General features: G+C 36.9%; 13 protein-coding genes and 1 pseudogene. 8 read left to right on the top strand and 6 right to left on the bottom strand.

Annotated elements, in window-relative coordinates; genetic code table 11:
- Window positions 1-6 precede the first annotated feature (6 nt).
- Together L3V46_RS08785 and L3V46_RS08790 are read right to left on the bottom strand one after the other, a co-directional pair.
- The gene (locus L3V46_RS08785) at window positions 7-1,617 is read right to left on the bottom strand and encodes a pitrilysin family protein (protein ID WP_239045452.1); all 1,611 of its coding nucleotides are present in this window, start codon (window positions 1,615-1,617) and stop codon (window positions 7-9) included.
- A gap of 13 nt (window positions 1,618-1,630) precedes the next feature.
- Window positions 1,631-3,025: a pitrilysin family protein gene (locus tag L3V46_RS08790; protein WP_239045453.1), complete on the bottom strand. Its 1,395-nt coding sequence runs from the start codon at window positions 3,023-3,025 to the stop codon at window positions 1,631-1,633.
- A 176-nt stretch (window positions 3,026-3,201) separates the two neighbouring features.
- Between L3V46_RS08790 and ftsY the strand changes: the two genes are divergently transcribed.
- The 5 genes and pseudogenes from ftsY (at window position 3,202) to L3V46_RS08815 (ending at window position 9,807) form a co-directional block, all read left to right on the top strand.
- Window positions 3,202-4,308, top strand: coding sequence for a signal recognition particle-docking protein FtsY (gene ftsY / locus L3V46_RS08795; protein ID WP_004719613.1), 1,107 nt, complete (start codon window positions 3,202-3,204; stop codon window positions 4,306-4,308).
- A 475-nt stretch (window positions 4,309-4,783) separates the two neighbouring features.
- Window positions 4,784-5,377: a nitroreductase family protein gene (locus L3V46_RS08800; protein ID WP_004719619.1), complete on the top strand. Its 594-nt coding sequence runs from the start codon at window positions 4,784-4,786 to the stop codon at window positions 5,375-5,377.
- A 637-nt stretch (window positions 5,378-6,014) separates the two neighbouring features.
- A complete protein-coding gene (locus L3V46_RS08805; protein ID WP_239045454.1) occupies window positions 6,015-8,177 on the top strand; it encodes a malate synthase G in 2,163 nt (720 codons plus the stop codon).
- Between the two features lie 190 nt (window positions 8,178-8,367).
- Complete coding sequence (locus L3V46_RS08810; RefSeq protein ID WP_004719624.1) at window positions 8,368-8,988, top strand: 2OG-Fe(II) oxygenase; 621 nt, start codon at window positions 8,368-8,370, stop codon at window positions 8,986-8,988.
- Window positions 8,989-9,136: 148 nt separating this feature from the next.
- Window positions 9,137-9,807: pseudogene (locus L3V46_RS08815) on the top strand (SOS response-associated peptidase family protein).
- 3 nt (window positions 9,808-9,810) lie between these two features.
- Here L3V46_RS08815 and L3V46_RS08820 read toward each other — a convergent pair.
- A complete protein-coding gene (locus L3V46_RS08820; RefSeq protein WP_004822209.1) occupies window positions 9,811-10,275 on the bottom strand; it encodes a MarR family transcriptional regulator in 465 nt (154 codons plus the stop codon).
- Window positions 10,276-11,239: 964 nt separating this feature from the next.
- Between L3V46_RS08820 and L3V46_RS08825 the strand changes: the two genes are divergently transcribed.
- A complete protein-coding gene (locus L3V46_RS08825; protein WP_004822208.1) occupies window positions 11,240-12,778 on the top strand; it encodes a transporter associated domain-containing protein in 1,539 nt (512 codons plus the stop codon).
- A gap of 448 nt (window positions 12,779-13,226) precedes the next feature.
- Here the strand turns inward: L3V46_RS08825 and L3V46_RS08830 are convergent, their stop codons facing one another.
- Window positions 13,227-14,099, bottom strand: coding sequence for an alpha/beta fold hydrolase (locus L3V46_RS08830; RefSeq protein ID WP_239045455.1), 873 nt, complete (start codon window positions 14,097-14,099; stop codon window positions 13,227-13,229).
- A 126-nt stretch (window positions 14,100-14,225) separates the two neighbouring features.
- Here L3V46_RS08830 and L3V46_RS08835 point away from each other — a divergent pair, with 126 nt between their 5' ends.
- On the top strand, window positions 14,226-14,684 hold the full coding sequence (locus L3V46_RS08835) for a hypothetical protein (RefSeq protein WP_004822205.1): 459 nt from the start codon (window positions 14,226-14,228) through the stop codon (window positions 14,682-14,684).
- Between the two features lie 522 nt (window positions 14,685-15,206).
- Here L3V46_RS08835 and L3V46_RS08840 read toward each other — a convergent pair.
- Both L3V46_RS08840 and brnQ read right to left on the bottom strand, forming a co-directional pair.
- Complete coding sequence (locus L3V46_RS08840) at window positions 15,207-15,443, bottom strand: hypothetical protein (RefSeq protein WP_004719635.1); 237 nt, start codon at window positions 15,441-15,443, stop codon at window positions 15,207-15,209.
- Between the two features lie 647 nt (window positions 15,444-16,090).
- Entirely contained in the window at window positions 16,091-17,383 is a 1,293-nt protein-coding gene (brnQ, locus tag L3V46_RS08845; protein WP_004822203.1) for a branched-chain amino acid transport system II carrier protein, read from the bottom strand.
- A 335-nt stretch (window positions 17,384-17,718) separates the two neighbouring features.
- Between brnQ and map the strand changes: the two genes are divergently transcribed.
- Window positions 17,719-18,513, top strand: a complete 795-nt coding sequence (gene map / locus L3V46_RS08850; RefSeq protein ID WP_004822201.1) for a type I methionyl aminopeptidase — start codon at window positions 17,719-17,721, stop codon at window positions 18,511-18,513.
- Window positions 18,514-18,795: the final 282 nt, after the last annotated feature.

Genomic DNA, 18,795 nt, shown 5'->3' on the forward strand with positions numbered 1-18,795 from the left:
TAATACTCATTTGGTTGATTCCGCTTGCGGACGAATTGTTTTTTGAATGATCAATGTCGGGACATCTGGCATGGCTTGCGTATCCACTTGCTTGTTTTGATTTGTACTGGATTGATCTGGGTTGGCTAAATCAGCACTTAACATGTCTTTTAATTCATTCTGATCCAGTGTTGGTGCAACAACAACCAAGGTGAGACGATCCGCACGAAGATGTTTTTGAATGGCTTTTTGAACTTGTTTGGTGGTGACTTGGCTCAATTGCTTTTGATATTGAGTCAAATAATCCGCAGGAAGTTGATAAAAACCAATCGATGCGATTTGGGCATTGATATTGGCATTGGAACTAAAGGTCATTGGAAATGAACGTAACATACCTTCTTTGGTTTCTTCGAGCTGTTTTCTTTGGATTGGATTTTTTACAAAATCACGTAAGGCTTGATGTGCAACTTTGATACTGTCCATCAATTGATTTTGTTCAGTGGAATAACTCAAACTAAAAAACCCCTGAGCCAATGTGGAGGTCAAATTACTATACGCTCCATAGGTATAACCTCGTTTAACCCGAAGTTCTTTCATTAAAGTGGAATTAAATCCGCTTCCGCCAAACATTTGATTGGCAACTTCTAATGCAACACGATCAGGATCGCTGCGCTGAATAGCCAAGTGTCCCATCATCACATTGGCTTGTGTTGAGTTAAATGGAATGTAATGGATATTAAAATCACTTTGATCTTGTGGTTCAGGAAGTGCTTGTGCAGCTTCACCTTGAGTTAGATTTTGACTGATTAAATTGGCCAGTTGGGTTGCATCGGCTGCAGTTAAATTACCAGTAATGGCAATATTCATGTTTTGGGCAACAAGTAGTTTCTGTCGATAAGCCCTAAGTAGTTCTGGGGTAATTTTTTTAAGGCTGCCATTGGTCCCTACAGTGGGTTCGGCATAAGGATGTTGTCCATATAACGCACGATAAAAGCGAATATTCATAATCCGACTTGGATTTTCTTGGATTTGCTTTTGCCCAACCTTGGTATTATTTAGCACAAGATTTAAACCCGATGGATTAAATTGTGCATGATTCAGCACATGCAACATGGTATTGATGGCAGGGTTTAATTTTTCAGGATCTGACAAGACCCGAAGCCGGACGACAAACATATCACGGTACGCGGTAACGCTAAATTGAGCGCCTAATCCTTCAAATGTAGACGCGATTTCTTTTGCTGTATATTGATCTGTACCTTCAGTGATCAGTTTGGCTGCCATATTTGCCATACCATACAAACCTTTTCCTAGTGCTTCATCCTGTGAGGAACCTGCATTAAAGGTGAGTTGAATATCCACAATAGGCAGGTCGGTGGCTGAAACAAACAGTGTTCTGACTTTTTGGTTGTTGGAGAGGTCTTGAACAAAGGGCGCTTGGTACTGTTGATGTTTATCTAAATTTTTTAAGCTTTGTAAAGTCGAATTTGCCTTAAGTGCTGAATCATCTATAACCGCATCCGTTTCATCATGATTGTCTAATTCAACCTCTGCATGGTTAAGGGGGGAGTAGAGTAAGCTGATGCACACAAACAGCGGTATTTTTATCGAATAGGTCGAGAATGGATTAAAATTCATGAGAGATCCTTTTTTATTCTTTTGTACTTTCAGGCATTAAATACAAACTACTCAGATTGGCTTTGACAAAATAAATATTGGCAATTCGTTGTAAATCTTGTGGTGTGACTTTGTCATAATGTTTGGGTAATTCATCCATTAAACGAAAACTTAGGCCGTTTACTTCCAAATTCCCAATCATATTGGCTTGTCCACTAATATCATCCTGACTATAGATTAAATTTGAAACGAAGTTGTTTTTGACACGATCAAGTTCAGCTTGATTGACCAATTCTGTTTTAAATAAATTCATCTCTTTTTCAATCGCTTTTTGTGCCTCATCCAGAGAAACATCATCACTTGGGATCGCGGAGATCATAAATAAACTGTCGCCGCGATTATAGGGGTCATAACTGACACTGATTGCGGTCAGCACTTTTTTATCTCGAATCAGACGATCTTGTAAACGTGCGGAGATTCCGCCATCCAGTAAGGACTGGATAATGGTTAGTGCGTAAGCATCTTGTGGGTTTTTTGCTGTGGCAATGGATTTGACATTCCAAGCCATAAACAAGTTGGGGACTTGTACTGGCAACTGCACTTCCATGTGCCGATACCCCATTCGATCAAACTCTAAAACATCATTACGGTCAGGAAGTTCCTTTTTGGGAATTGCTGCAAAATATTTTTCAACCTGTTTAAGTGCCTGTTCTGCATTGACATCTCCCACAATGACCAAGGTCGCATTATTGGGGGTATACCAAGTTTGATACCAATGTTTAAGATCATCCAGACGAATATTCTGTAGGTTTTTCATAAAGCCAATCACTGGTTGACGATGGTGACTGGTTGGATAGGCGATCCATTTAAAACGTTCGTAGGCTAGATTTCGTGGATTATCATCAGTCCGTTGTCGTCTTTCCTCCATCACCACTTTGATTTCAGGATCAAAGTCTTGTTGTTTGAGGACCAGATTTGTCATACGGTCTGCTTCAAGTTCCAAAGCCAATGGAAAATACTTCTTGGGGTAAAGCTGATAATAGTTGGTGTAATTTGTATATGTGGCGGCGTTGGTGCGGCCACCATAAATTCGACTCAAACGTGCAAACTCATCATCTGGAACTTTTTTGGTTCCTTTAAACATCATATGTTCAAGCACATGCGAAATACCAAGTACATTACCTGATTCATCACTACTTCCCACGCCATACCAGATTTGGGTCATAACAATTGGTGAACGATGATCTTCACGGATAATCACTTTTAAACCATTTTTCAGTGTGGTTTCAAAGGTGGTCCTAGAAAGTTGGCTTTGAGGCGCTGCCTGAAGTTGCGTATTTACCGTGTTAAAAGATAAAAATAAAAGTGGCGCAAGGATAACTTTGGATTGTCTAAGAAGATTTAAGAATTTAGATTTCAGAATATACACAGATAACCCAAAAATTTATTTTAAATTTAGAACTATTCTTAAAAAATTAATGATTTAAAGCAAGGCTGGAATGTTGCATTTTGGTTTGCTTGTTTTATCGCTGCTTTAACGCTAAAAATGATGCAATCTATGCTAAACTCATTCTTTTTTAACGCTATGCTTTTCAAGGAATCGGCATGCAAGAACAGCAAAATAAATTCTTGATTGATGCGGATATCGGGGATGACGATGTCACATTACCTAGTTTACCAGCCGTCAATGTGCCTATTATTGAAAATAATGTAGAAACACCTAAAACGGAACCTGTTCAAACTGAGAGCCAAGACGCACAGATTGAATCGGCAGATGAAAAGTCTAAAGGTGGCTTTTTTAGCCGCATGAAAGAAGGTTTGACCAAGTCACGTAAAAGCCTTGCCGATGGTATGGTCAATATCCTGATTGGTGGTAAAGAAATTGATGATGAGTTGCTTGAAGAAGTAGAAGAGCAACTTTTGGTTGCTGATATCGGGGTAGAGGCGACTAAAACCATTATTGCGAATTTGACTGAGCGTACAGAACGTGGTGATTTGATTTACTCACATTCATTGTATAAAGCGCTACAAGAAGAGCTGGTTGCTTTACTTGCACCTCGGGTAAAACCATTGCATATCGATCCCAATAAAAATCCATTTGTGATTTTGGTGGTGGGTGTAAATGGTGTGGGTAAAACCACCACGATTGGTAAATTAGCCAAACGTTTACAAGGTGAAGGCAAGAAAGTCATGCTTGCAGCAGGAGATACCTTCCGTGCAGCGGCAACTGAGCAACTTCAAATCTGGGGTGAACGTAACAATATTGCTGTCGTGGCTCAAGGTCATGGTGCAGACAGTGCTTCAGTCATTTTTGATGCTTTTGAAAGTGCACGTGCCAAAGGTGTGGACGTTTTAATTGCTGATACAGCAGGGCGTTTGCATAATAAAAGTAACTTGATGTCTGAGTTGACTAAAGTAAAACGTGTGATGCAAAAAATTGATGCAACTGCGCCACATGAAGTGATGTTGGTGGTGGATGCAGGTACTGGTCAAAACGCGATTAACCAAGTTGAAATGTTTGACGAAGCTGTAGGCTTAACAGGTTTAACCATTACCAAATTAGATGGAACAGCAAAGGGTGGTGTGTTGTTTAATATTGCCAGTCGTACTCATGTACCAATTCGATATATTGGTGTGGGTGAGAAGATTGATGATTTACGTCCATTCTCTGCAAAATCATTTGTCGCTGCACTGTTTGAAACAGATAAGTAATTTAGATAACTATTTATCTTAAATGAGACTCCGCTTTATGCGGAGTTTTTTATTTTCTAAGATTGGGGTTGATGGTGGTACGTTATTGAAAGAAGGCATCATAAGAATGTCATCAAGTTGTACTTTAATGCGATGTCTAGAATCATCTGCCCAGATTTGCAATATTTTTACCACAAAACAAGCAATGAAAAGTATATAGGATATTTGCCATATTCTTATCGTTGAAAAGCTCAAGGCAATAGGCTGAGTTTAATGGTAAATTTTAATTGAATTGTTTGATTAATAAATACTTTAATTGCAATTTAAAAAGGGGACCACATAAACACGGTAGCATTTAAAAATGCCCGATTTCACATATTGTTCTAAATATAGAACACATTGTTATGTATATAAGCATGACGAAACTAAGAATGATGCAATACACTCAAACCATGTTAAATAACACGACCCATCTGGTCATAGAAGGATTAACACCATGTCATTTTTAAATCAAATCAAACAACGCCGTACAATTTATGCAATTGGTAGAGATTTAAGTTTAGACCAAGCGAAAATTGAAGAAATCATCAAAGATGCAATCAAGCATAGCCCATCTTCATTTAACTCACAATCTTCTCGTGCTGTGATTTTATTTGGTGATTCACATGTTAAATTCTGGACAATCGTTTTAGAAACTTTACGTAAAATCGTTCCAGCTGAAGCATTTGAAGGAACTTCGGGTAAAATTAACAGCTTTATCGCTGGTGCTGGTTCAGTGTTGTTTTATGAAGATTTAAGCGTGATCAAAGCTCTACAAGAACAATTCCCATTATATGCTGATAATTTCCCAGTATGGTCTGAGCATTCAACAGGTATTGCACAATTTGCAACTTGGACTGCATTGGCTGAAGCAGGTATTGGTGCATCTTTACAGCATTATAATCCAATCGTGGATGAAGAAGTGGCAGCAACATTTGATGTACCTGCTGACTGGAAACTTCGCGCACAATTAGTATTTGGTTCAATCGAAGCACCAGCGGGCGAAAAAACATTTATTGATGATGCAACACGTTTTAAAACTTTTAACTAAGTGAAGCATTTCGTTTTAAGCTGAGGTCTATTGCTTATTTAGCTTAGACTTAGCTATTCCAGAAACCTGTTTAGAATGAAAATTTTAAACAGGTTTTTTATGTGCAGTACGTTATCCCTGCTTGTCGCCAGATAATAGATCGACGCTGTATGATTAAATAATCTAAAAAAGCATAAGTGGTTTAAAAAAATTATGTGATTCCACCTTGTTGCTAAAGATTCTAATCATCTAAATTGAAACAATAAGATGAGATTTGAACGAACAGAAAAAAATAAGTGAGTCGAACAATTCTTTACACAGAATTATGGATTGGTTTTATCGACATTTAGCGCTATTCATGGCTTAATCTTTGCTCAAGGAATAAAAGTGTATAAAAAAATGGGGAAATTAGGGTTGATTCAGCACTTTGGTCTAATTTAGACATTTTAAAAAATTTATACACTGTTAAAAAGCGATTTAAGTTGATGATTTAGTTGATGGTGTTGCTGTATTTTTGATCATTATTTTTTAAGTTAATGTAGCTATTTTTTTTAATTAAAATGATCACTATTTAGCAATGTGATAGTACTATTCAGCATGGTTTAAATCGGTATACTAGAAACTCTTGTTATAAAAAGTAGCAATATCAGGAAAGACAATGACTGCACGTATTCAAAAAGGCAAGTTAGCGATTGCTAAAGAACTTTACGATTTCATCGAAAATGAAGCACTACCAGGTTCTGGTTTAGATAGTGAAACATACTGGAAAAACTTTGAGCAAGTTGTTGTCGATCTTAGCCCTAAGAATAAGGCGCTTTTAGCGAAGCGTGACGAGATTCAGGCTAAAATTGATGAATGGCACCGCAACAATAAATTTGAACTCCAAGCTTATAAAGCTTTCCTAAAAGAAATTGGCTACTTATTACCAGAAGTAGAAGATTTTCAAATCAGTACAGAAAATGTAGATGAAGAAATCGCATTATTGGCTGGTTCGCAATTGGTAGTACCTGTGCGTAATGCACGTTATTGCTTAAATGCGGCAAATGCACGTTGGGGTTCTTTATACGATGCGCTTTACGGTTTTGACGTGATCTCTGAAGAAGGTGGCGCGGAAAAAGGTAAAGGCTATAACCCTGTTCGTGGCGATAAAGTTATTGCATTTGCTAAGAATTTCTTAAATGAAACATTCCCATTGGCAAATGGTTCACATGCAGATGCAACAAAATATGCTGTTGAAGGCAAAAAACTTGTTGTAAGCCTTAAAGATGGTTCAACCTCGACTTTGGCGAAAGAATCACAATTTGTTGGCTTTAATGGCGAAGAATCTGCACCTGTTGAAATTGTACTTTTAAATAACGGCTTACACGTTGTTATTGAAATTGATGCAAATAGCCCAGTGGGTAAAACTGATGCGGCGGGTGTTAAAGATCTTGTTTTAGAAGCTGCTGTTACTACGATTCAAGATTTGGAAGATTCGATTGCTGCTGTAGATGCAGAAGAGAAAGTAGAAGGCTACCGTAACTGGTTAGGTCTAATGAAAGGTACGCTTGAAGAATCAATTGAGAAGAACGGTAAAACCGTGACGCGTACATTGAATAAAGATCGTACACATAAGAACTTGATCGGTGGTGAAACAACACTTCATGGCCGTTCATTGATGCTTCTTCGTAACGTTGGTCATTTAATGACGAACCCTGCGATCCTTGTAGATGGTGCTGAAATCTACGAAGGTATTATGGATGCTTTAATTACACCATTATTGACTTTCGCAGACATCAAAGGTCAAAACGAAAACAAAAACTCTCGTAAAGGGTCAATGTATATCGTTAAGCCAAAAATGCATGGTCCTGAAGAAGTTGCATTTGCTGTTGAATTGTTTGAACGTTCTGAACAAGCACTTGGCTTACCAGCGAAAACGTTGAAAATCGGGATTATGGATGAAGAACGCCGTACATCTGTAAACTTGAAAAACTGTATTGCACAAGCGAAAGACCGTACTATTTTCATCAATACTGGTTTCATGGACCGTACAGGTGATGAAATTCATACCTTTATGGAAGCAGGTCCTTTCGTTCGTAAAGGCGAAGTGAAAAGCCAAATTTGGTTCCCAGCTTATGAAAACCGTAATGTGATGGTAGGTCTACAAGCAGGTTTACGTGGTAAAGCACAGATTGGTAAAGGCATGTGGCCTAAACCTGACATGCTTTTAGACATGTATAAAACCAAAATTGAACATCCAGAAGCAGGTGCAAGCTGTGCATGGGTTCCTTCACCATCAGGTGCTGTGATTCACGCGATTCATTATCATCAATGTAATGTTTCAGCACGCCAACAAGAGTTATTGAAAACTGAAGCGCTTCCGTTAGATGACTTGTTGACACCACCTTTAGCCACAGATACAAACTGGACTGAAGAAGAGAAGACCAAAGAGCTTGAAAATAACCTTCAAGGTATCTTGGGTTATGTTGTTCGTTGGGTTGATTTAGGTGTGGGTTGTTCTAAAGTGCCAGACATTAACAATGTCGGTTTAATGGAAGATCGCGCGACTTTACGTATTTCTTCTCAACACGTTGCGAACTGGTTACGTCATGGTATTGTGACTAAAGCGCAAGTTGAAGAAGTTATGCAGCGTATGGCGAAAATTGTTGATGAACAAAATGCCAACGACCCTGAATATAGCAACATGGCGCCTGGTTTTGACGGTTATGCATATAAAGCTGCTTATGATTTAGTATTTAAAGGTGGTGAACAGCCGTCTGGTTATACTGAGCCATTATTGCATGCGTATCGCTTAAAGTTAAAAGGTTATACAGGCGATTAATTTTATCGTCTAATTTATCCTATTAGCTTATCAATAAAGCCTCTTCGGAGGCTTTATTCTTTTTATGGTTTATTTTAAATGTTGCTTTGCCTGCATATATAAAATTTGTAGACGTGACTTTGAGTTTTCAGCCAATAAGATAAAATCTCTGATACAATTTAACGGAATTAATCATTAAGCTGAATTATAAATGACATCAATTCTGAAATTAGATGCGCTGAAAAATGCTGAAGTTGCGAGTACGCCTTATCCGTATTTTGTGGTTGAAAATGCTTTGGCTGATAGTGAAGTCCAGGCCGTAATCCAAGACTTTCCTAAAATTGAACAGGGCGGAAGCTTTAACATCGAAGATGTAGAAATTAAGCCTAATTTTGATCGATTTCTAAAATCGTTGGATACACCAGAATTTCGTCAAATTTTAACAGATAAATTTGATGTCAATGTGATGGAACATCCGATGATGATTACTTTACGTGGTTATTCTCGTCAAAAAGATGGGCGGATTCACAGTGATTCAAAAAGCAAATTGTTGACGGTTTTGATCTATTTAAATGAATCTTGGGATGCGCCGAATGGACGTTTACGCATTCTCAATGATGATAAAGACATCAATAACTATGTGACTGAAATCAATGCAGGTCCGGGCTCATTGGTTGCATTTAAAGTAACTGACAATGGTTGGCATGGCTATATTCCTTATGAAGGGCAACGTCAATCTATTCAAATTAACTTTTTGACCAGCGAAAAAGCCAATGCAAAACATAAGTTTTTCCATGGTTTAAGTGCCAAAGTGAAAAAGATTTTTGGATAAAAGCTAAGTGAAGAGGGTAAACTTCGGTTTATCCTCAATTGAAATCGCGTGCTGTCTCAAGTTTTTATCAGTGTCTAATATTCTTATCAATGGATAGCGCGATAGATAAATTCAACAATTATAAATCAATATTTTAAATCTTATTATTATGTGTGCTAACTTTAAACCGATCAGCTTATTACAAGTTCAACAGCTTGGCTTACCCCCGATCCCTTTCCTTTATGAAGAAGAAATATTTCCAAGCTTTCAAACGCCGTTGTTATTTAAATCCGATCAAGGGATGGAATGGCGTTTAGTCAACTTTGGTTTAGTGCCAAAATGGGCTGAGGACAAAGATGCTGCAAAACATACTTATAATGCAAGAAATGAAACCCTGATGGAAAACGCAGTTTTGTCGAGGCTTTTAGCAAGTGCCAATTTGGTGTGATCCCCGTGACAGAATTTTATGAATCCAAGTATATCAATGGTCGACCACAACGGTGGGGTGTGCGACGTAAAGATGGTCAGGCTTTTTATATTGCTGCACTGTATGAGATTACCCGATTAAAAACCGATGAAGTTGTTCGTTCAGCCACCATGATCAGTATGGATGCCCACACCCACCCGATGATGAGTGAATTTCATGAACCTCGAACAGATAAACGTTCGGTGGTGGTTATTCCACAGCATCGACTTGATGAGTGGTTGGGCTTAAAACAGCCCAATATTTCGAGTTTTATAGAGGGTTTCCCTGTGGCGGAGTTTGAGTGTTTTTATTGCCCCAAAGTATCAAATAACAAAAACTCGCCACAGTTGAACATCTTTGATGAAGAATCTTAACAATTAATGTGCAAGATTCTTAAAGATGATTTTTAAATTTTCCATGGTTTTTTCAATTTGTAGTGGTGTTAAACCGTCAAATGACTGTTCAAGTACAACACTCATTAAATCATTAATTTTATGGGTCATTTGTTGCCCAGATTCTGTTAAATGTACCCGTGTAATACGTGCATCGTTTTCACAAGAGTAGGTATCTACAAAGCCTTCCTCTTTTAAGCGATAAACAATTTTGGTTGTTGTCGACATTTTAGAAACGATCATTTCTGAAAGCTCAGAGACACTTGCATCTGGCTTGGCTTCTAAAGCAACCAATAATCGTCGTCTAGAGTTGTCTACCCCATACTTTTTAAGTACGTGATCTAAATTTAAAACATACTGAGAATGAACTTGAGTGATCCAGTAGTATGGGAAATTTTCGATGTTAAAATTTTCAGCAGCGGGTAAAAATTTTGCATATTTTTTAGTCATTTAGAGGTCCCTGTTTTTTGTAATTATTGCCATATATTAAGCGCTAATCATATTTTACTTTGAATACTTGAATCAATATGTGATAGATCACTTAATGAAAAAAACAAGTAAAATCGACGAAATGTAAATTTTGCTTGAACTAAACTTAAGTTAAAGTATTCAGTAAAGGCATTGTATAACTGTCTTAAATTAGATAAAAAGTAGTAATACCTTGCGTAAATTTAGTCGCTTCTTCATGCAATTTGGAATGAACAGAGTTCATTCTCTAGTTGTTGGTGTGGAATCGAAATTTTCAAAACAACCGCAAAGGTTATTTTTATTGAAAGTCAATGAATGTCCTTGTGTCATAATGGTTCATCCTATGTATTTCAGCTTGCTCAAGTATGAAAATTACCAAGAAGATGTTGTGAAAAGCAAGCTTATTAGTTAAAAAAATTAACATCTGATGTTATTTTAACTGAAAAATAAGAAAAATCAACTTGGCTTTACTGTTAATAATTTCCCTTGATTACGTCATCATGGCGATAAATCTAAATATTTCCTCTCTAAATGCCCATATATCCGATTGAAAATTATTAATTAAATTAAAGCGATTTATACCTTTAAAAGGTAAGTAGCATTTAATAACTATAGTTATACACAATTTATATTGAAAAAATCCAATGACATTTTTGTAAGATTGAGTGAAAAATAATTTGAATAAGATGAATCGGCATCTGTAAAGCATTGAGTTGATCATACGAGAGCAGGGATGAACTGCAATTCGCCCGTATGGTGAGGTTATCCATAAGAAAAATCTTAAATAAATGTAAAATTTTTGTGAAAAATAATTACAACCGCAAGATATTGTGCATAATTAAGCTAATTTAGTTGAAAAGGTTTCATTCATGGATCCGTCGTCGTGTAGGTCAAATTTATTTTTCTCCACTTTATATATTGATAATAATAAGCAGGAGCTCTAATAATGGAATTTTTATTAGACCCTGGAATTTGGGTTGGTCTTTTAACCCTGATTGTTTTAGAAATTGTACTGGGTATTGATAACCTCGTCTTTATCGCCATTCTTGCAGATAAACTTCCTCCAGAACAACGAGACAAAGCACGTATTATTGGCTTATCTTTAGCCTTAATTATGCGTTTAGGCTTGCTGTCTATCATTTCGTGGCTGGTCACATTAACCAAGCCTTTAATCGCATTTGGCGGGTTGTCTTTCTCAGGTCGAGACTTAATCTTATTATTCGGTGGACTATTCCTCGTCTATAAAGCCGTCACTGAACTACATGAAAAAATGGAAGGCAAACCTGAGGTTAAAAGTTCAGGTGCAGTTGTCTATGCAAGCTTCTGGGCAGTTGTAGCGCAAATCATCGTTTTAGACGCTGTATTCTCTCTTGATTCAGTGATTACCGCGATCGGTATGGTCGACAATATCTACGTGATGATGGCCGCTGTAACGATTGCTGTGGTTGTGATGTTGATTGCGTCTAAGCCGTTAACCGCTTTTGTCAATAAGCATCCGACTGTCGTAATTCTATGTTTAAGTTTCCTATTGTTGATTGGTGTGAGCTTAATCGCGGAAGGTTTTGGTTTCCATATTCCGAAAGGCTATATCTATTCAGGTATTGGCGTAGCAATTTTAATTGAAGCCTTTAACCAGTTTTCCAGCCGTAATGTTGAAAAGCATCAGTCGAAAACACCATTACGTCATCGTACCGCAGATTCAATTTTAAAATTGATGGGAAGCAAGCTGGATGCAGATCTATTACAAAGCCCTGAAGCTTTAGCTGCTCAAAAAGCCTTTGGTGATGAAGAACGCTATATGGTTGGTGGTGTACTGACCCTTGCTGAACGTTCAGTTGCCTCAATCATGACGCCAAGAAATCAAATTTCGTGGATCGATCTTGAAGATGATGCGGAGAGTATTCGTCAGCAAATTTTGGCTGTACCACATAGTTTATTCCCTGTATGTCGTGGACAACTAGATAAAGTGGTTACGGTTGTCCGTGCTAAAGAGTTAATTGATGTACTGGATGAACCAGAGCAATTACAAGCCTTGCTTAAACGTAGTCGTCCAATTTTTATTTTTGAAAAAATGAAAGTGATTGACGCAATCCATACCTTAAGAACGTCTAAAGGTTCTTTGGTCTTGGTGAGTAATGAATTTGGCAATATCCAAGGTTTGATTTCTCCATTGGATGTGTTTGAGGCAATTGCGGGTGAATTTCCTGATGCAGATGAACAGCTAGAGTTGATCAAATTGAATGATACAACGTGGAAGGCATCAGGTATGCTTGACTTGTATCAGCTTGAGTTGGAACTTGGTATGTTGGATCTGGTTCAAGAAGACTCAGGTTACTTTAGCGTAGCAGGTTTGATTTTAGACAAAACTCAAGGCGAAGCAAAAGTAGGTACTCAGATTGAACAAGAGGGCATTTGGTTTGAAGTCATCGAAATGGATGAAAATCGAATCAAGACGGTAAAAATTACCCGTCCAGAGCAATTTTGATCACTATTTTGCGATTAAATCGCAAGCAGATATAAAAAGTTAAGTAGAAAAATGCCTCATTGATGAGGCATTTTTTTTGAATAAAAAGAGCACTTAGATAGGATTACTTATCTAAGTACTTAAAACTATAATCAACCTGTAAAAAAATTTAGACATAAAATATAATTTCTCTTAGATCTATATTTTTAATTAAATCAATTGCATAAAAAAATAAACTGTTTGATTTAAAAAGTTAGCAATGCCACAGCTTACATTCAAAGTTTAAATCCCTTTGCGTAGGCGATGCCTCACTTTTTAGAGATAAAAAGTGACAAAAATCTTTCGTTTGGCGAGGGGTACATCCTATACCCCCGCCCAACGGCGACATCCATGTCGCCCCACGGTAGGATCACCATCTAGGATTCAAAAGTACAAAAAATGAATTGATGGAAATCACTTGTATGAATAATTAGCTGGTCTGACTATCATTAAAAATATTTTGTGCCATTGTTGGCCATAAGTTTTGATGTGACTTCTTAAACATTAACATATGACCAATGGCTTTATGACCTGTATCTTTCGGTTTAAGCTCTATCATTTCTGTGCTGGCTTTTGGATATAGGCGAAGTAAGTCTTTGACATTGGCTTCAGTAGCGATCTCATCATCCGATGACCAATACACCGTAATTGGGCATTGAATTTCGTTGTGATAGTCCTCGAAAATCGTTTTACCTATAGCGTTCATTACATAACCGGGTTTACTGCAAAATTCAGCCCATTGTTTTGCAACATTTTTGGGTAAATTTTCTCCCATGCCTAAAAACTTGGTTGCGCCATAACCTTTGACTAAGCTTGAAACAGGAAAGATCATCTTAAACATGACTGGCGCCATACGTTTGGTTCGCCCTTTAAGTCCTTTTACATGTCCTGTAGAGCCTGAAATTGCAATCACTTGTGCCACTTTCTTATAGTTAGAAACAATGCCTAATAATTGTCCGCCAGCACTATGACCTAAAAGTATAACTTGTTGTTTTCCTGTCTTATTCAGCAAAGTTTCAATGGCTGCAGGAATATCCAGTTGACCCCAGTCTTGGATACTTGCTTTGGACTGACGAAGAGGACCATGTAAGGATTCACCTATACCACGGAAATCGAAGACCAGCACATCTGAACCTTGTTGAGCAAGCCACTCTATAAAATGATGATAAAAACCTTGGGTAATCCCTGTAGCAGGGCAAATCAAAATAGGCAATCGATGGGTTGATTGTTTTGCCGGATAAAAACGTGCAGTTAAGCTATAGCTATCTGCACAAGTTATGGTTAAATTTTCAAATGTATTCATAACAATTCAATGAGTATGCTTTGATGATTACTTTACATAAGTTCCAAAAAGAAACTTGATCAAAGTATGACTTATGAGTCAAAGCTAATCTAAATATTTTAAGCTGTTTGAATTAGGGTGTTTTAAATGGATTTTGCGGGTTTAGGTTTGTCAGTAAAGTTAGCTTTAATATTCAGCGGGATTTATCTATGGGTAGGTATGCTGACAGGGGTTTGGAAATACTACCAAATTAGTCGATCAGAAATGGCCCGAGCGCATTATTATGTCGATATCGCACATCGCAGCAGCTTGCTTTATGCTCCAGCCACTTTAATTTTGGCGGTAATGGCCTATTGTTCAAGCTGGACAGAAACCACAAATTTGATATTTGTCTTGATCAATTTATTCTTTTTTAGCTTTTCAATCGCCAGTTATGTTTTGCATGGTTTTTTAAAAGATACGACCAATCAATTCAAACAACCGCACCAATTAGGAACCATGCAATTACCGAAAATATTGTTACGTATAGCAATGCTGTTATTGGTACTCGGGGAGATTGTTGCGACTGGAGGATTATTACTTGGTATGTTGATTACTTTGTTTTAATCAATCACCTTAAATAAAGCCGCTCAACTTTCAATTCAAGATATAGCTGTGTTGCAATTGCATAGGCGATGGGCGACATCCATGTCGCCACGCGATAGCAACACGCTGTATGGTTAAACTCAATTTATTTGAGTAACGAAAAACTTCCTCCTTTTTCAAAGGTGAGAAGTGTTAACTTCGCAAGGGGGAGGATTTAAAACTCTGTGTCGAAACGTCACAAAGGGGAGGATTAAAACCCCTAAGCCGAATCTTCACAAAGGCGAGGATTAAAAAACCCGTTAAAGCAAATGTTAGATTGAGTGATTGTGCTACGAAAAAGAAGAAATATTATACTTTTCAGTATGTTGGTTTAAAAATTAATTTAAAAATATATGACAGATCTTCGGCTAAAAGACGTCATGAGAATACTATTGGAAAGCTGAATGAAATGTTGAGATTGGCGTTATTGCTTATTTTTCTGTATTTTTTGTTCTGATATTTTTCTGCTTTTCTTGTTTAAGATGGATGCATGGCATCCATCTTTTATTCTGTAATCTTCGCGAGTTTACGAGATTTATGGTCGACTACATCCCAAACATAGAAGGCAGCAGAAACGACTAATGCATAGGCAAAAAATTCAGGTTTTAAATTGCCTTGAATGAGTCCATGAATAAACAGAGTCACTAAAAGTGCAAGTGTTGTACTTAGATAGATGACCAGTTTTGTATTTGTCTTCAAAGAATTAATGAAGACTTGCTTATTGAAATGTATTGATAACATCCCCATTCCTCCTGTCTGCTCGACAAAAACCACATTGTTTTAGTCTGGATTGGTTTATTCAGTTGTACCATATCTAATTATTATTTCAAGAGCAAATACCTCTATTATTCAAAATAATTATGACATATTTATTACAAATGATGATTATTTTATAAAAAATGAAAATATGAGTGATTTTTTATATAAATGATGTAATTGTTGTGGGGTTAGTGTGAGCCAGTTATCAAAATAAAATACAATAACTGAATAGGTCTTGGAAGCACTTTCGACTAAAGTTGATAAAAAATTATGCAATATTTATGCAAAAATCGAAAAAAATGACTATTTTTTTCAAAATAATTCGATTTTGACATGGAGAGCGTTTCATTCATTGAAAAAATGCAACAACGCGACTGAATTTATCTGTGTTCAATGAAAATTAAGTTTTAGTATTTTTTAGCCAAAAGTTTTTTATACATAGCGCAAAGCTTGATTCGATCTATTCAGGTGCATTGATCACATGCTTGAAGCACTAAGATGGATCAAACAACGCTTTAAAAATTGTGTCGCAAACAATAACGGCCTGTGGGGTAAACATGACAATTATTGATCACTGTTAAAATAAGATTTGGGTAAAATCAAATTTTAAGGATGATAATTAAAAAGCTTTATTTTTTAATTTTATCAATTACGACACAGATGATTAACACGATCAATGATGGGATCACCCATGCTAGATTCTGTTCATTTAACGGTAAGTTTTGAATCATAAAAGGTAAGCTGTCTTTAAAGCTTGTGACTTTAATTCCTTCAATAAGACCAAATAGAAATGCAACGCCAGTAACAGGTGCGATAACCGTGGTTGGGTGATTGAATTTACCCCAAAAGAAGCTTAATAGAATGACCACAATTGCCGGTGGGTAAATTGCACTGAGTACAGGGACTGAAAAAGCTATTAGTTTGGTTAAACCTAGATTTGAAATCACCAATGAAAATAACACTAAAATAATCACTAAAACTTTATATGGGATTTTCGTGAGTTCAGAGAAGTATTCAGCACATGCACAGGTTAAGCCAATCGCGGTAACCATACATGCAATAAAAATCAAACCTGTCAGGAATAAAGAACCTAAGTCACCAAAAGCATGTTGAACATAAGCATGCAGGATCACTGCGCCATTTTCAGCATTTGGAGCAGCATCATGACTGCCTAAACCAAGTTTAAATAAGCTGAGATAAACCAGCGTTAAACCTACACCAGAAATCAAACTTGCAATAATTGCATATTTGGTTACGAGCTTTTTATCTGTTACACCACGAGAGTGGATGGCATGAATAATCACAATACCGAAAACCAAAGCGCCTAAAGTGTCCATGGTTAAATAACCATTCACAAAACCTTCAGAAACAGGGCTGGTAGCGTAATTGTTGATCGCAGGAGAAATTGAACCAGTCGGGATCAGAAATGCTGCAATACCTAAAATTGCCAGTGCAATAATTTTTAGCGGTGCAAGAATATGACCCACTGTATCCAATAATTTATTTGGATAAAGAGAAACTAAAGTTACAAATGCAAAATAGATAACACTATAAATAAATAATGCTGTACCACCATTTCCAAAGTATGAGGAAAAACCAATTTCATAAGAAACAGTTGCAGTACGAGGTGTAGCAAATAATGGCCCAACCGAGAGATAACACACAACCGTCAGTATTAAACTTGCGACTTTACCTAAAGGCGAGCTTAAAATCGCAATAGAACCTTCAGTTTTAGAAAGTGCCATAATGGTAATAACAGGTAAGCCTACAGCTGTGACTAGAAAACCTAGCGCTGCGAGCCATACATGTTCACCGGCTTGTTGAGCAACAATGGGTGGAAAAATAATATTGCCTGCCCCAATAAATAAGGCAAAGGTCATAAAGCCTAAAGCAATAATATCCTTTGTACGGAGATTAGTCATAAACTGTGGTTGAAAAAGCAAAACAGCGATTTTAGTAGAAATAGCTTATTTTTTGTATTTTATTTTATGGATAATATTCCCGTTTTTTATAAATTTTAACCAATTAGTCATATTGATTATATTTATGTGGATGATTCACCGTTAATTTTCAAAAATTGAAAAAATCAAAATTTTCAAAAAATATAGAATAGATAAAATCATCATATGGAAAGATTATACTTATTCTAAAATTTATGTGCTTGATTTTGCATTTTTATTGAATAAGATAGGCGGTAAATTGCCCTAAACGTATTGAAAAGGCATATAATATTTTTTCACTTTTGCGGACAGATCCAATGAAAGCTTCTACAGTCACCATTAAAACCGAACAAGACCTTGAAAAATTAAGAGTGTCGGGGCGTTTAGCTGCTCAAGTTTTAGCAATGATTGGTGAATATGTGAAGCCGGGCGTGACGACTGAGTATTTAGACGATATTTGCAATGATTTTATTGTCAATACGCTAAAAGTGATCCCTGCAAATATTGGATATTATGGTTATACCAAAACCACCTGTATTTCTCCAAATGAAGTGGTCTGTCACGGTATCCCATCAAAACATAAGGTTTTAAATGATGGCGATATTATCAATATCGATGTTGCGATTATCAAAGATGGTTATTTTGGTGATACCAGCCGTATGTATTATGTGGGTACAGTTAAACCTGAAGCGAAAAGACTGGTTGAAACGACTTATGAGGCAATGGTGGCTGGGATTCATATGGTCAAACCCGGTGCAACACTTGGGGATATTGGTCATGCGATCCAACAAGTTGGGCAACGTGAAGGTTATACGATCGTTCGTGAATATTGTGGTCATGGGATTGGTAAGATTTATCATGAGCAACCTAACGTATTACATTATGGTCAACCCGGACAGGGCTTAGTGCTTAAAAAGGGTATGGTTTTTACCATTGAACCAATGATTAATGCGGGGAAATCCAGTGTCAAAGAGCTGAAAGATGGCTGGACTGTGGTTACTGCGGATAAGTCATTGTCAGCACAATGGGAACATATGGTTGCTGTCACAGATACAGGATTTGAATTGCTTACACCTTGGCCTGAAGGCACTGGCAACTACCCTGAGATTTAATCTTTAGACTTTGGTCTAATGAATGAATTATGCTCAGCGATTTATTGTTTTTTTATCTTTGAAAATGAGATTTTTCTCACTTTATTTGCTGGAAATGTGGATCTTTTAGGGGATATTTTCGTTTAAGAAATATCCAATAAGTGTTTTTAAGTATTGGTTTAAATATTAACCAATCGCTAAGATAGCTTCCAGATTCTCGCTGTAGTTTCTATTGTTGTTTCAAGCTTTCTAGCTTACCCATCCTAGGGTAAGCTTTTTTTTGTCTATCGCTTCTCGATTTGC

The organism is Acinetobacter sp. AG3 (assembly GCF_022343575.1).
Lineage (GTDB): Bacteria > Pseudomonadota > Gammaproteobacteria > Pseudomonadales > Moraxellaceae > Acinetobacter > Acinetobacter guillouiae.

Excerpts from the sequence above, each read along its gene's own strand:
- L3V46_RS08785 (WP_239045452.1), bottom strand. The coding sequence starts at position 1,617 with ATGAATTTTAATCCATTCTCGACCTATTCGATAAAAATACCGCTGTTT.
- ftsY (WP_004719613.1), top strand. The coding sequence starts at position 3,202 with ATGCAAGAACAGCAAAATAAATTCTTGATTGATGCGGATATCGGGGAT.
- L3V46_RS08800 (WP_004719619.1), top strand. The coding sequence starts at position 4,784 with ATGTCATTTTTAAATCAAATCAAACAACGCCGTACAATTTATGCAATT.
- L3V46_RS08805 (WP_239045454.1), top strand. The coding sequence starts at position 6,015 with ATGACTGCACGTATTCAAAAAGGCAAGTTAGCGATTGCTAAAGAACTT.
- L3V46_RS08810 (WP_004719624.1), top strand. The coding sequence starts at position 8,368 with ATGACATCAATTCTGAAATTAGATGCGCTGAAAAATGCTGAAGTTGCG.
- L3V46_RS08820 (WP_004822209.1), bottom strand. The coding sequence starts at position 10,275 with ATGACTAAAAAATATGCAAAATTTTTACCCGCTGCTGAAAATTTTAAC.
- L3V46_RS08825 (WP_004822208.1), top strand. The coding sequence starts at position 11,240 with ATGGAATTTTTATTAGACCCTGGAATTTGGGTTGGTCTTTTAACCCTG.
- L3V46_RS08830 (WP_239045455.1), bottom strand. The coding sequence starts at position 14,099 with ATGAATACATTTGAAAATTTAACCATAACTTGTGCAGATAGCTATAGC.
- L3V46_RS08835 (WP_004822205.1), top strand. The coding sequence starts at position 14,226 with ATGGATTTTGCGGGTTTAGGTTTGTCAGTAAAGTTAGCTTTAATATTC.
- L3V46_RS08840 (WP_004719635.1), bottom strand. The coding sequence starts at position 15,443 with ATGTTATCAATACATTTCAATAAGCAAGTCTTCATTAATTCTTTGAAG.
- brnQ (WP_004822203.1), bottom strand. The coding sequence starts at position 17,383 with ATGACTAATCTCCGTACAAAGGATATTATTGCTTTAGGCTTTATGACC.
- map (WP_004822201.1), top strand. The coding sequence starts at position 17,719 with ATGAAAGCTTCTACAGTCACCATTAAAACCGAACAAGACCTTGAAAAA.